Genomic DNA, 13,293 nt, shown 5'->3' with positions numbered 1-13,293 from the left:
GGACGTAGACATGCAAGAGGACCAGCGTGAGTTCGACGTCGCCATCGTCGGAGGCGGCATCGGGGGGACGATGCTCGGGGCGATCCTCGCCCGCCACGGGGTGCGGACGCTGCTGCTGGAGGGCAGCGGGCACCCCCGCTTCGCCATCGGCGAGTCCACCGTCCCGGAGACCACCTTCGGGCTGCGGGTGCTGGCCCGCCGCTACGACGTCCCGGAGATCGAACACCTGGCGACCAACGGGGCGGTGCGCCGCCATGTGTCGTCGAACTGCGGGGTCAAGCGGAACTTCAGCTACGTCTACCACCGGGAGGGCGAGCCGGCGCGGGCCGACCAGTGCACCCAGTACCCGACGTGGGGTCCGCCGCTCGGCCCCGACTCGCACTTCTTCCGGCAGGACGTGGACGCCTACCTGTTCCACGTGGCCGTGTCCTACGGCGTCGTCGCACTCACCCACACCATGGTCGACGACGTGAAGTTCGAGGAGGACCGGGCCACCCTGGTCACCCGCGACAAGGGAACGTTCCGGGCGTCGTACGTGGTGGACGCGGGCGGCATGCGGGCCATGCTCCCCGAGCGGCTCGGCCTGCGGCAGGAACCGCCGTACCGCACCCGCTCGCGCACCGTCTTCACGCACATGGTGGACGTGCGCCCCTTCGACACCGTGGCGCCGCCCCGCGAACAGCACGGCATGCCCAGCCCGTTCAGCCAGGGCACCCTGCACCATCTCTTCGAGGGCGGCTGGTTCTGGGTCATCCCGTTCGACAACCACAGCGCCGGCACCAACGGGTTGTGCAGCGTCGGCATCAACCTCGACCTGGACCGCCATCCACGGCCCGAGAACCTCTCGGCCGAGGAGGAGTTCTGGCACCACGTGCGCCGCTTTCCCACCGTGCAGCAGCAGTTCGAGCGAGCCCGCGCGGTACGGCCGTACGTGTCGACCGACCGGACCCAGTTCTCCTCCCAGCAGGTGGTCGGCGACCGGTGGTGCCTGCTGCCGCACGCCAGCGACTTCATCGACCCGCTCTTCTCCAGCGGCCTCGCGGTGACCGTGATGTCGCTGAACGCGCTGAGCCACCGGCTGATCGACGCGGTGCGCCGGAACGACTTCGACACCGCCCGGTTCCGGTACCTGGAGTACTGGACCAAGCGCATGTTCCGGTTCTACGACGACCTGGTGTCCTGCAGCTACATCTCCTTCGACGACTTCGACCTGTGGAACGCCTGGAACCGGGTGTGGACCCTCACCACGCTGTACGGCACCAATGCGCAGAACCAGGTCGCCGTGGCGTACGAGAAGTCCGGGGACCGGTCCTGCTTCGACGCCCTGGAACTGCCGCCGTACCGGGGGCTCCAGGGCGTCGACAACCCGTGGGTGGAGCGGATGTTCCAGCAGTCACGGGACGCCGTACTGGACTACCGGAAGGGGGAGATGACGAAGGAACAGGCGATCGCGCGCATCTACGAGCTGCTCCGGGAGAGCGAACTGGCCCCTGCGGTGTGGGGCACCCTGGACCCCGAGGACCGCTGCCCGTCCGGGGTGTTCACCCTGTGGCCGCTGATGAGGCTCCTGCTCTGGGGCAAGTACCGCTCGCCACGTCATGTGCGCGGCTCCTACTTCACCGGAGGCGCCCGGCTGATCGGCAAGGAGGCGGTCGAGGCGTACACCACGGAGCTGCGCGGCGGCGCGTCCCGGGTGCACCAGACCCTGCGGGACATGTGGGTGAACTGGAACCGCGACTGGACGCGGCAGCCGGCCCCGCGAACCCGGAAATGACGGCGAAAAATCATTCCTGCTGACCGGCGGAGGCAAACATTCCGGTTTGCCGCCCCAAATCCTCGGGTAGGAAAATCCCACGGCCGACGAAAACAATTCGACGGCGATTCTCCCTGCTCATTCCGAGAGACAACGGGCTGCAATCTACAATGGCGCTACAATCCACTTGCCACTCGCCCGCTGAAAGCTCCTGGGAAGACATCTTCCAGCACCAGGACCGCCTTATGCGGCTGGTTCGAAGAAGACTGCCGAGTTTCCAGGACGCCGAGGACTGCGTCCAGGAGACCATGGCCAGAGCAGCCGCGCACCGCACGCTGGACAGGAATCGCATCGGTCCTTTCCTGACGTCGGTGGCACTGCGCCTGTGCATCGACTTCTACCGCGAAATGGACCGCCGCGGCAGGCTGTTGCAGCGCGCGGCGCTCCTGGACTCCCCCGGCACGACCGAGGAGGACGTGTGCGACGAGGACTTCGGCAGATGGCTGCTCGACCAGGTACGCCAGCTGCGCGGCCGGGAGCAGGAAGTGATACTGGCCCGCGCCGCCGGAATTTCCACCGCGGAATTCGCCCGCATGCACAACATCTCGATCAAAGCCGCAGAAGCAGCTTTCACCCGTGGCCGGGCACGCCTCAAGACAGCGTGTGCACGGGCTCTGGAGGGCTGCGCGTAGCAAACCTCCCGCATCCGATCACCGCCCACCAGGAAAGGGATTCCGTCATGGCCAGCAACAAGAACATCCAGGACATTTTCAAGGATTTCGTCGGCGGAATGGCCGACAGCAGCAAGGAAGCCTTCGACGATCTGCTCAACCGGGCGGACAAGCCGGGTTCGGACAACCCGGTCGACGCCCTGGCGGGGCTGCCCGCGAACACGCTGGGCGCCCTGGCCGGCGCGGTCAACCCGGCGACGGCGCTCGCGGGCGCCGCCAACCCGCTCGCCGCGCTCACCGGAGCGGCCGGCGCGGCCAACCCGCTCGCGGCCCTCGGCGGCGCCGCGCAGAACCCGCTGGCCGCGCTGGGCGGCGCTGCGGGCGCCGCCAATCCGCTCGCGGCGCTCGGCGGCGCCGGGAACCCGCTCGCCGCACTCGGCGGGGCCGCCAACCCGATGGCCGCGCTGGGCGGCGCCGCGGGCGCCCTCGGCGGGCTCGGGCAGCTGGCCGGCGGTGCCGGACACGCGGCGTCCGGCGTCGGGGACGTCCTCACCAGCGCCGCCCAGCTGCCGGCCCAGCTCAACCAGCTGGTGCAGATGCTCACACAGGTGCTCCAGCTGCTGCAGAACCCGATCGGCCAGGCGGCGGGCCAGGCGGCCTCGGCCGCCGGGCAGGCGACCTCCGCGGTCAGCGAGGCCACCAAGAGCGCGGGAGACGTGGCCAAGGGCGTGACGGGCCTCACGGGTGGCCTGCTCTGACCCGTCCGGCCGCCCCGTACCGTCCCGCTCCGCCGGTCATGCCGAAACCCTCCGGCTGACGGCCGCGGCATCCACTTGCGGATGGAGGAGGATCGCGCACCATGCCGTCTGTCGTCGGCGACCGGTTGCGTCTCGTGGTCAGGGTCCTGGGCAGCCTCGTCGCCGACGAGGTGGGGCAGGCGACCCGGCTGGGCAGACGCCGTAAGCGGGACTCGTGGCCCCCGGCGGAGTCCGCCGAGCCGCCTTCCGGGGCGGCGGACTCCGCCGGGGCCGAACAGCGGCGCGCCAAGGCGGTCCGCCACGCGCTGGAGAGTCTCGGTCCGTTCTATGTGAAACTGGGTCAGATCCTGTCCACGCGACCGGACATGGTGCCCGAGTCGATCCGCGACGAACTGCAGAACCTGCACGACCAGGTCGATGTCCAGCCGTTCGCCGAGTTCGAGCCGGTGCTGGCCCGCGACCTCGGCCCGGACTGGAAACTGCGCTTCGACGACATCGACACCGTCACCCCCCTCGGTGCGGCCTCCCTCGCGCAGGTGTACCGGGTGACCCTGCCCGGCGGCCGGTCGGCCGTGGTGAAGATCCAGCGGCCCGGCATCCGGGAGGGCGTGCTGGCGGACATGGCGCTGATGCGCCGGGCCGCACGGATCGTGGCCCGCGTCGCACCCCGGTTCAACGAGGTCATCGACATCGAGGCGATGCTCGGCTCCGTCTTCGACGCGATGGAACCGGAACTGGACTTCACCGGCGAGGCCCGCAACATGGACGAGGCCCGCAACAACATCCGGGCCTTCCGCTCCCTGGAGGTGCCCCGGGTGCTGTACGCCAGTCCCCGGGTGCTGGTCCAGTCGATGGCCGACGGGGCGTCGGTGCGGCACATCGACCGGCGCCACTTCTCGGACGACGAGCGCGTCGAGATCGGCAGGGACCTGCTGCGGTTCATGTACCACGGGTACTTCGTGCACCGCTTCTTCCACGCCGACCCGCACGCCGGCAACGTCTTCGCCGCCCCCGGGGGGCCCGCCACGCTGATCGACTGGGGCATGGTCGGCCGTCTGGACCGGCGTACCAGCCTGCAACTGCTGCCGCTGTTCATGACGCTGGCGCAGAACGACGGCGCGGGGCTGGCCCAGCACTGGGCGGAGATGGGCCGGATGACACCGTGGGCCAACATGCCCGCGTTCGCCGCCGACATGGCTGCGTTCGTCCCCAAGGTGTCCCATCTGTCCCTGGAGGACATGAACTTCGGCGTCTCGCTGACCACAGTGCTGGCAAAGGCGACCAAGCGGGGCATCGGCTCGCCGCCGGCGGTCTCGCTGCTGGGCAAGTCGTTCGCGAACCTCGACGGCTCGGTGCGCTGTCTGGCACCCGAGATCACCCTGCCCGAGGTGTTCCAGGGCGAGGTGCCGAGGATCCTGCTGGCACTGGGCCGCGAGTTCCTCGGCCGGCACCAGCTGGCCCGCAACTCGATGGAACTGCTGCTGGCCGCCGTCACCAGCCCCGAACAGGTCCGCGGGGTCCTCACCGACATCGCCAACCGCCAGTTCGCGCTGAGCATCCACGAGCCGCGCACCCCGCCCTCGCTGGGGGGCCAGCGTCCGACCCGCCCTTCCCGCGGGCTGCTGGCACTGGGCGCCGCGGCCTTCCTGCTCGGCCGGCGGCGCTCGGGCTGACGCCCGCCGCGCGCCCGGCCCGCTCTGATCGCCCTCGACTCAAGGAGGATCCATGACGGACATCGCAGATGAGCAGTCGCCGTCCGTGCGACCCGCCCGGTCACCGGCCGCCGTTCCCCGCGCGGCCCTCTGGACCGCCGCGGCGCACGCCGTGGAGGCGGGCCGGCCCGCGCCGCTCGTCCGGGACGCGTGGGCCGCCGACTTCCTCCACGCGGCCGCATTCGAGTCGGGGGCGCCCGGCGACGGGCCGATGCAGCGCCTGCTGCCCGACTGGCAGGTGGTGCGCACCCGCTACTTCGACGACTACCTGGTCACCGCGGCCCGTTCGGGCTGCCGCCAGGTGGTGGTGCTCGGCGCCGGTCTGGACACCCGCGCCTTCCGCCTGGACTGGCCGACCGGGGTGCACCTCTTCGAGGTCGAGGACCCCGCCGTGCTGGCCTTCAAGGAGCGGGTACTGGACTGGAGCCCCGCAGCCTGCGGACGCCGTACCGCAGTCGGGGCCGACGTCACCGGGGCCTGGGGCGCGGACCTCGTCGCGGCGGGCTTCGATCCCGGCCGGCCCACGGCCTGGCTCTGCGAGGCCCCCCTGTACCACCTCCGGCCCGCCGAGGTGGAGACCGTCGTCAGCACCATGACCGGACTCTCCGCCGAGGGCAGCGTGTTCGGCGCCGAGTGCGTGAACTCCGCGACCGCGTCCTCCCCCCTGGTGGCTCCCTTCCTCGAGGCCCTCTCCACCGTCGGGGTGGCCTGGAACTGGCGGCTCGCCGAACCGGAGCGCTGGTGGGCGGAGCACGGCTGGGACGCACGGGTCGCCGACCTGTTCACGCTGCCCTACGTGGTCCAGCGGCTCTCCCCGTACCTGCCGCTGGTCGGCGACGCCGCCGCCAAGTGCGCCTTCCTCACGACCGGGACGCTGCGCGGCACCCCCTGAGGCACCGCACCCAGGCACGCGTGAGCCCCGGACGCGCCCGGTCCGGGGCTCACCCGCGTGCCGCGCCTGCGCCGGTCAGCGGCGTTCCAGTTCCAGCAGTGCCTCGAGCCACCGGTCCGGCAGTTCGTCCGCGGTCGTGAGCGCCACGTCGTGGACGACCGTCAGACACGCCGTGTCGTGGTGGCTGGTCAACGTCACCACGGTCCGGACCCCGGACGCGACGCTCGAGAAGACGGCGCAACGCCGGGCCGCGAGCCCCTGATGGACCAGCGCCTCGCCGAAGTTGACGCTGCTGACCGGGCCGGAGACGAGCCTGCCGTGCACCAGCCGGGTGCCGACCCGAGCACCCACCGCCCGCGGAGTGACCGCGAGCAGCACGCGCATGGCGTCCCGGCGCCTGCTCTCGCGCAGCCGGCCCATGCCGGCCATGACCCGGGCCAAGGCCCGCTGCGGCGAGTCCTCGTCGCACGGCAGCAGTGCCCGCGCGGTGACCATGCGATTGCCGGGGGCGTACTCCTCCCCGGGTGCCCGGACCGACATCGGGATCGCCGCCGGCAGGGGCGGATGGACCGTACCGGTCTCCTTCATGTGCCAGGTGTGCACCGCGTGGGCCATCGCGGCCAGGTAGACGTCGGTCACGGTGGCGCCGTGGGCGCGCCCGATGGCGCGGAGCCGGGACAGCGGGGTGTCGGTGTGGCACACGTCGACGCGGCCGGTGCTCTCCCCGTCGAAGGCCGGTTTGACGACCGGTGGGCCGAAACCGGCCGCCAGGTCGCCGAGACTGCCCGCCAGTCCGCGGAGCGTGGGACGGCGGGGGGACTGCGGGGCGGGGCCGCCGTCGGGCCGGTCGCCGAGCAGCGCGCGGGCGGTGTAGGCGGCGCCCACGCCGTCCTGGAACGCATGGTCGGTGCGGTAGCACAGGCTGTGGCGGTCCGCCGGTCCGTGCACCAGCCACACCTCCCAGGGCGGCCGGTCGTCGGCGCCCATGGGCCGGGACAGCAGCATCCGGCCGGCCGCCGATCCGTCGGTGTCGTCGGGCAGCCACGCCTCGTGCACGTGCCGGTCCGCCGCGATCCGGTCCACCCTGCGGTACCTCCTGCGGTCGCGTGCGATGCGGTACCGCAGCGCGGGAATGCGGTGGGCCCGTTCGGCCACGCGCGCGCGCACCGCGTCCAGGGCGGGAGCCCGGCCGGCGAAGTCGAAGGCGAACACGACGGGCAGCGGCCGGCCGCGGGCCGCCAGGTGGAAGGCGACGTCCGCGGTGCCCATGGACAGGGACGGCGGCAGAGCGCCGTCCGTACCGAGGCGGGATCGCATCGTGGTACCTCCGGGTGAGGTCTCGGGGACGGGTGCGGGCGCGCGCCCGCTGTCAGCACGCGTGCCGCGCGGTCCGGCCGAGCGTGTCCACGTAGGCGCGCAGCAGCGGCCGGACGGGGCCGCTCACGGGCAGCCGCGGGGCCCGGGACCGGTGCCAGGGCAACCGCTCGCCGGGGTCGGGCTCACCGAGCAGGGCCCCGGCCACGTGGGCGCCGTGCGCCACGGACAGCGCCAGCCCGTGGCCGCAGCAGCCGCCGATGTACCAGACCTCGGGGTGGCCGTGGACCGGTCCGACCACCGGCAGGTCGTCCGCGGTCATGCCGATGCGGCCGGACCAGCGGTGGGTGACCCGGATCCGGGCCAGCTCGGGGTGCAGGGACCGCAGCCAGCGCTCCAGCCGGGCCCAGGCCCGCTCGCGCAGCCTCTGCAGCCGGGCGGGTCCGAGCCCGGCCGGCACGACGGCGGTGCCGCCCCCGGCCACCACTCCCCCGTCCGGGAGCAGCCGGAAGTACGGCGCCAGCGGCACCGCGTCGACCACGGCGTACCCGGCGCTCCCGCCCAGCGTCTCGTACGCCGGTCCGCTCAGCGGCGCGGTGGCGACGGCGTACACCTCCAGCGGGAGGACCGTGCCGACCGGCAGGCCCGCCGTCCGGGCGGCGGAGTTGACGGCGAGCACGGCCTGACCGGCGTAGAGCCGGCCGTGCGGGAAGACCAGTTCGGGGCCGACCAGGTCGCCGGGGCGCACCGCGAGCAGCGGGCTGTCGCCGTAGAACCGTACGCCCTTTGCGGCGCAGGCCCGGGCCAGGGCGCAGGTCAGGGCGGCCGGGTCGAGGGTGGCGGCGGGGCGGTGGACGATCCCCGCCCGGTAGGGGACGCCGACGCGTTCCCGGATGTCGGCGCCGGTCAGGACGGGGACGTCCAGGCCGAGCAGGCGGAAGGCGCGGGCCTGGCGGGCGAGTGCCACCAGGCCCGCGGGCGAGCGGGTCGCCATGATCTGCTCGCCCGTCCGCAGTCCGCAGGCCACGTCGAGCCGCCGGGACAGGGCGAGGACCTCGTCGACCGCGCGGATGCTGGCGAGATGCATCCGGTGGGCGGTCCGGGGGCCGTGGCGGCGCACCGCGCGGTCGATCGCCGGACCGGCCCGCGGGCCGAGCAGTCCGGTGCCGCGGCCGCTGGCCCCGGCGGCCGGGCGCTGGGCGTCGACCACGGCGATGTCCAGGCCGGGGGCGCGTTCGGCCAGGTGGTAGGCGCAGGCCAGCCCGGCCAGGCCGGCGCCGACGACGGCCACGTCCGCGGTGACCACGCCGTGCAGCGGCGGCTGCGCAGGAAGTTCCGCCGGGTCCCAGTACGGGGCTCCGGCCGGCGGCCCGGTCATCCGGGGGCGCCCGGAGCCGACCCGGTCAGGGACCGGAAGCGGCGGTCGTGCCACAGCAGCGGGCGTCCCCCGCCCACATGCACCGCGGCGACCCGGCCGACGACGAGCTGGTGGTCGCCGTAGCGGCGCACGTCCTCCGTCAGGCACACCGCCCAGGCCAGCGTTCCGGCGAGCACGGGCACACCGAGCACGGCGCGCAGGTCCGTGCCGGCGAACCGTCCGGACGCGGGGGTCGTCGGGGAGGCGAACCGGGCGGCGAGCTCCTGCTGTTCGTCGCGCAGCAGGTGCACGGCGAAGGCCCGCCGGGCGCGGACGGCGGCCAGGGTGCGGGAGCCGTGGCGCAGGCAGGCCAGCAGCAGCGGCGGGCGGGCGGACAGCGAGGTGACCGCGGAGACCGTCATGCCGAGCGGTCCGTCGTCGCCGCACGCGGTCACCACGGTCACCCCGGCGGCCAGCTTGGCGTACAGCGCCAGGCAGCCGGCCGCGCCCGGGCCGGGTTCCTCGCGCAGCGGCTCGGCGTCCGGCCCCGGCGGGGCGTCGGCGGGCGCCGGGTCAGCCACGGGCCGCGGCGGCGCGGTCATCGGTCACCTCCGCGCCGAGCAGGCCCGTGACGATCTGGGCGATGAGGGTGCGCAGGGTGGACTCGGCGACCGGGTCGAGGATCTCCGCGAGGCTGGGGATGCCCAGGTCGAAGGCGGCGGCGAAGACGACGAGGGTGCCGCCGTCGCGTTCCTCGCAGCGCCAGCTGCCCTCGAAGCTCTGGAAGTCGCCGGAGAGCTGCTCGAAGGTCACGGTGTGCGAGTCGGGGGCGAAGCTGTCGCGTTCCCGCCAGCGCATCAGCCCGCCGCGGAAGACGACGGTCCAGTCCGAGACGACGGTGCCGTCGGGCAGCGGTGGATCGACCCGGACCTCGCGGACCGTCTCGGTGTAGTCGGGATAGCGGCGGAAGTCGGTGATCCGCCGGTAGGCGTCCGCCGGGGCCAGGCCGTCGGCGAGAGCGTGCACGACCACGTGGGGCATGGGTGGTGGGGTTCCTTCCGGGTCTGCTGTCGGAAACGACTGGCGGCGATGGGGTCACCCGGCCATGCGGGCGGCGGTGCTCTTCAGGGCCTCGGCGAAGGTGGTGAGGAACACCTCCAGTGCGGTGTCGTCGACCCGCGCGGGCGGGGTGAGACGCAGCACGTGGCCGGAGTTGAGGGAGTGGTTGACGAGCACTCCGCGGGCGATCATCTCCAGCAGCAGTTCGCCGACGGCCTGTTCCCGGGCGAACTCGATGCCGATCAGCAGGCCCCGGCCGCGTACCTCGCGGACCAGTCCGCCCTCGTACGGCGCACAGACCGCCCGTACCCCGGCGAGGATGCGCGGCCCGAGCTCCGCGGCGCGGGCCACGACGTCCTCGTCCTCCATCGCCCGCACGGCGGCGAGCGCGGCGGCGCAGGCGAGCGGGGAGGCACCGAAGGTGGAGGTGTGCAAGTAGGGGTCGCGGCCGAACGGGGCGTAGGCCTCGGCGGTGGCGGCCATCGCGGCGACCGGGACGACACCGCCGCTGAGTCCCTTGCCGGCCAGCAGGATGTCCGGGGTGACCCCTTCGGCGTCGACGCCCCACCAGGTGCCGAGGCGTCCCATGCCGGTCTGGATCTCGTCGACGACGAGGAGCGCTCCGTAGGCCCGGCACAGGTGGGCGACCTGTTGCAGGTAGCCGGGGCGCGGGATGCGCACCCCGCCCTCGCCCTGGACGGGTTCGAGGACGACGCAGGCCCGGTCGCGGCGGGCGGCGAGGGCCTGTTCGAGATCGGCGGGGTCGTCGTAGGCGACCTGCGCGACGTCCGGGAGCAGTGGCTGGAACGGCGTCTGGTAGGTGGCGTTGGCGGTGACGCTGAGCGCCCCCAGCGTCTTGCCGTGGAATCCGCGCCGGGTGGTGATCACCGAGGTGCGGCCGTGGGCGCGGGCCAGTTTCAGGGCGGCTTCGGTGGCCTCTGCGCCGGAGTTGACGAAGTGGACGTAGTCGATGCCGGGCGGGGTGTGGGCGGCCAGGGCCCGGGCGGCGCGGGCGGCCACGGGTTCCAGGAGGACCCGGCTGGCCAGCGGGTGGATGTCGAGCTGCCGGTGCACGGCTTCGACGACGGCCGGGTGGCGGTGGCCCAGGATGAAGACGCCGTAGCCGCCGAAGTCCAGGAAGCGGCGGCCGTCGTCTGCGTGGATCCACAGGCCCTCGGAGCGCACCTCGGCCATGCCGCCCATGACGCGGCCCATGACGGCGCGTCCGGAGCCGATGTGCCTGCCGTAGAGCCCGACGACGTCCTCTTCCGTCCCGGTGCGGCGGTCGTCTCCCGTACCGATGTGCTCGGCTTCCGGCGGCGAGAGAGTCATGACGCCACCTCCGCGGGGGCGGCAGCGGCGGCCCGGTGCCGGGCGAGCAGGCCGGAGTGTTCCTCGGCCCAGCACTCCGCGTTGCGTTCCAGCCCGGCGCGGATGGCTGCGTTGGTCAGCCGGGTGCCGCAGTCGGGTTCGCCCAGGGAGGAGTCGAACGGCAGCTCCCGCTGGAACACCAGGAGCAGTTCCGCGTAGTGCTCCAGACGGCGGCGGAGCGAGGCGGGCAGCGCGGTGCCCTCCAGCATGGGCAGCAGCAGCCGGTGCACCGCCTCGACCGGGATCAGCCGGGGGCGCTGCGGCCGGGGCAGCCCGTGGCGCACCGCGACGTCGGCGCAGACCTCGGCCAGTTCGCGCAGTTCGACGGCTTCCTTGCCGGCCGTCAGCCAGTACTCGCCGGAGCCGACCCCGCCCCGGATCAGATCGCCGACGGCCCGGCAGACGTAGTCCTGGGGGACCATGTCGATCCGGGCCTCGGGGGCGCCGGGGAGCACCGGCACCTGGCCCAGGATCAGCGAGCCGATCGACTTGGTCAGACCCTGCTGTCCGGCGATCCGGCCGGTGACGGAGTCGCCCATCACCACCGAGGGGCGCACGATGACGCCGGGCACGCCCGCGTCGCGCACCAGCTGCTCAGCCCGGATCTTGGAGGTGAGGTAGGCGGCGGCGCCGGGGAAGCGCCGGTGGTCCTCCTCGGTGGGGGTGTTGGCCACGAAGGCGGTGCTGACCAGGTACATCGGGGCGTCGGCGCGGGCGGCCAGGTCGAGCATGGTGTCGGCGCCGAGGGTGTTGGTGCGCACGATCTCCTCGGGCGGGCGGCGCCAGTTGGTCTCGGCCGCGGAGTGCAGGACGACGTCCACCTCGAGGGCCAGCTCGTGCCAGGCCAGGGGGCTCAGGCCGAGGCGGGGGGCGAGGAGGTCGCCGTTCAGTTCGCGGACCCTGGGGTCGTGCAGCGGGGTGTTGCGGCGCAGGCACAGGAGGTCGAAGTCGGCGGCGAGTTCGTCGATCAGGGCGCGTCCGAGGACCCCGGATCCGCCGGTGAGCAGCAGGGTGGGACGGCGGCCGTCGGGTGCGGTACGGGCCACCGGCGACGCGGCGGCGGTGGGCAGGGCGGTCGGACGAGGGATGTGTCGCGGCATGAACGGTGTACTCCCAACAGGTCTCGGCTGCGGAAGGACGGAACGGAAGCGGTGCAGCGGGCCGGCGGGCGGCCTCGTGGAGCGGGTCAGCGGAGCCGGTCAGCGGAGCGGATCAGTTGAACGGGTCAGTTGAACAGGTCAGTTGAACGGGTCAGTTGAACGGGTCAGGCGATGGCCAGCGGCCGGTCCGCCAGGTAGGCGGAGAACGGCCCGGTCATCCGGGAACGGGACGGCGGGTGCAGCGAGAGCCCGTTGGCGCACGCGGCCAGGTGGCCGACCTCGTCGGAGGTCATGAAGTTGAGGCCGCCGAGCAGTTCGACCGCGCGGGGCACGATCCGGGCGAGGGCGTCCTGGAGGGCGTAGCGGGTGTACAGCGCCTGGGCGAGCGCGGACTCGTCCAGCTCCCCGGCGTCCACCCGGCGGGCGATGCCCTCGGCCGCGGACATGGCGGCCTCGGTCTCCACGAAGAGGCGGACGCGGTCGTGCTCGGGAATGCGGTCGTTGAGCAGGACGCGTTCCACCAGCGCGCTCGCGGCGCCCAGATAGCTCCCGGTCATCAGCACCTGGAACCAGATCAGCCCGGCGGTCTGCAGGTCGTCGAGGTGCGCACCGGAGACCGCCGCGGTGCGCAGCAGCAGCTCCGGCGGGACCAGTACGTCGGAGAGGGTGACCTGCTCGCTCTCGGCCCCGGCGAGGAAGGTGCTGGACCAGAAGCCGCTGACGGAGATGCCCTCGCTCTCGGCGGGCACCAGGGCGACGGCCGGCTCCTCGCCCTGCCCGTCCTCGCGCGGGACGGTGACGCTGGCGGTGAGGACGTCCATGGAGTGGGCGAGACTGCAGGGGCGTTTGACGCCGTTGATGCGGATGCCGTCGGCGGTGACCTCGGCGGTCATCGTCGGGTCCAGGATGCCGGCGCCGCTGCGGCCCTCGGCGAACCCGGAGGCGACGATGCGGTTGCTCGCGGCGACTCCCTCGACGAGCATCCACTCCAGTCCGTCGCCGAGGGCGCCCAGGCCCACGAGGGTGGCCATGGAGAAGTGGTGCATGGTGGTGGCCACGGCCAGGGACGGCGAGCGGCTGCCGATGGCCCGTTGCACGCGCAGTGTGTCCAGGGCGCTCGCTCCGCGGCCCTGGTGGGAGACGGGGACCAGCAGGCCGGGCCCGCCGCTGTCGCGGAACAGCCGGATGCCGGGGCTGCCCGGACGCTCCAGCTCCATCAGCGGGACCTCGCGCAGGGCGGGGTCGAGGTCCGGGAGCAGCTTGGCGAGGGTGGTGCGTTCGCGTTCCAGGAATCTCATGGGCGGAC

At 73.2% G+C, this 13,293-nt stretch carries 12 protein-coding genes; 5 read left to right on the top strand and 7 right to left on the bottom strand.

Going from position 1 to position 13,293, the window contains the following annotated elements:
* The first annotated feature begins 10 nt into the window (after window positions 1-10).
* The 5 genes from V5O46_RS10260 to V5O46_RS10240 all read left to right on the top strand — a co-directional run bounded on the left by V5O46_RS10260 (window position 11) and on the right by V5O46_RS10240 (window position 5,786).
* On the top strand, window positions 11-1,774 hold the full coding sequence (locus tag V5O46_RS10260) for an NAD(P)/FAD-dependent oxidoreductase (protein ID WP_332884198.1): 1,764 nt from the start codon (window positions 11-13) through the stop codon (window positions 1,772-1,774).
* Between the two features lie 113 nt (window positions 1,775-1,887).
* Window positions 1,888-2,445, top strand: coding sequence for an RNA polymerase sigma factor (locus V5O46_RS10255; RefSeq protein WP_408648963.1), 558 nt, complete (start codon window positions 1,888-1,890; stop codon window positions 2,443-2,445).
* A gap of 47 nt (window positions 2,446-2,492) precedes the next feature.
* Window positions 2,493-3,182 carry a hypothetical protein gene (locus V5O46_RS10250; protein WP_332884196.1) on the top strand — a complete coding sequence of 230 codons (690 nt, stop codon included), beginning with the start codon at window positions 2,493-2,495 and terminating at the stop codon, window positions 3,180-3,182.
* A gap of 101 nt (window positions 3,183-3,283) precedes the next feature.
* On the top strand, window positions 3,284-4,855 hold the full coding sequence (locus tag V5O46_RS10245; protein WP_332884195.1) for an ABC1 kinase family protein: 1,572 nt from the start codon (window positions 3,284-3,286) through the stop codon (window positions 4,853-4,855).
* A 52-nt stretch (window positions 4,856-4,907) separates the two neighbouring features.
* Complete coding sequence (locus V5O46_RS10240; protein ID WP_332884194.1) at window positions 4,908-5,786, top strand: SAM-dependent methyltransferase; 879 nt, start codon at window positions 4,908-4,910, stop codon at window positions 5,784-5,786.
* 75 nt (window positions 5,787-5,861) lie between these two features.
* Here V5O46_RS10240 and V5O46_RS10235 read toward each other — a convergent pair whose 3' ends face one another.
* The 7 genes from V5O46_RS10235 to V5O46_RS10205 form a co-directional block, all read right to left on the bottom strand.
* Window positions 5,862-7,103, bottom strand: a complete 1,242-nt coding sequence (locus V5O46_RS10235; RefSeq protein ID WP_332884193.1) for a wax ester/triacylglycerol synthase domain-containing protein — start codon at window positions 7,101-7,103, stop codon at window positions 5,862-5,864.
* A 52-nt stretch (window positions 7,104-7,155) separates the two neighbouring features.
* Window positions 7,156-8,478 (bottom strand): NAD(P)/FAD-dependent oxidoreductase, encoded by a 1,323-nt coding sequence (locus V5O46_RS10230; RefSeq protein WP_332884192.1) that lies wholly within the window; start codon window positions 8,476-8,478, stop codon window positions 7,156-7,158.
* Complete coding sequence (locus V5O46_RS10225; protein ID WP_332884191.1) at window positions 8,475-9,059, bottom strand: flavin reductase family protein; 585 nt, start codon at window positions 9,057-9,059, stop codon at window positions 8,475-8,477. Before V5O46_RS10225 ends, V5O46_RS10230 begins: the two co-directional genes overlap by 4 nt.
* Window positions 9,031-9,498, bottom strand: a complete 468-nt coding sequence (locus tag V5O46_RS10220) for an SRPBCC family protein (RefSeq protein WP_332884190.1) — start codon at window positions 9,496-9,498, stop codon at window positions 9,031-9,033. The genes V5O46_RS10225 and V5O46_RS10220 overlap by 29 nt, the downstream gene beginning before the upstream one ends.
* Before the next feature lie 54 nt (window positions 9,499-9,552).
* A complete protein-coding gene (locus V5O46_RS10215) occupies window positions 9,553-10,848 on the bottom strand; it encodes an aspartate aminotransferase family protein (RefSeq protein ID WP_332884189.1) in 1,296 nt (431 codons plus the stop codon).
* On the bottom strand, window positions 10,845-11,987 hold the full coding sequence (locus V5O46_RS10210) for an SDR family oxidoreductase (RefSeq protein ID WP_332884188.1): 1,143 nt from the start codon (window positions 11,985-11,987) through the stop codon (window positions 10,845-10,847). Before V5O46_RS10210 ends, V5O46_RS10215 begins: the two co-directional genes overlap by 4 nt.
* Before the next feature lie 164 nt (window positions 11,988-12,151).
* On the bottom strand, window positions 12,152-13,285 hold the full coding sequence (locus V5O46_RS10205) for an acyl-CoA dehydrogenase family protein (protein WP_332884187.1): 1,134 nt from the start codon (window positions 13,283-13,285) through the stop codon (window positions 12,152-12,154).
* Window positions 13,286-13,293 lie beyond the last annotated feature (8 nt).

This window comes from Streptomyces poriticola, from assembly GCF_036689765.1.
Lineage (GTDB): Bacteria > Actinomycetota > Actinomycetes > Streptomycetales > Streptomycetaceae > Streptomyces > Streptomyces poriticola.
The sequence above is the reverse complement of the archived record's forward strand: the minus strand, read 5'-3'. Positions and strand labels throughout refer to the sequence as shown.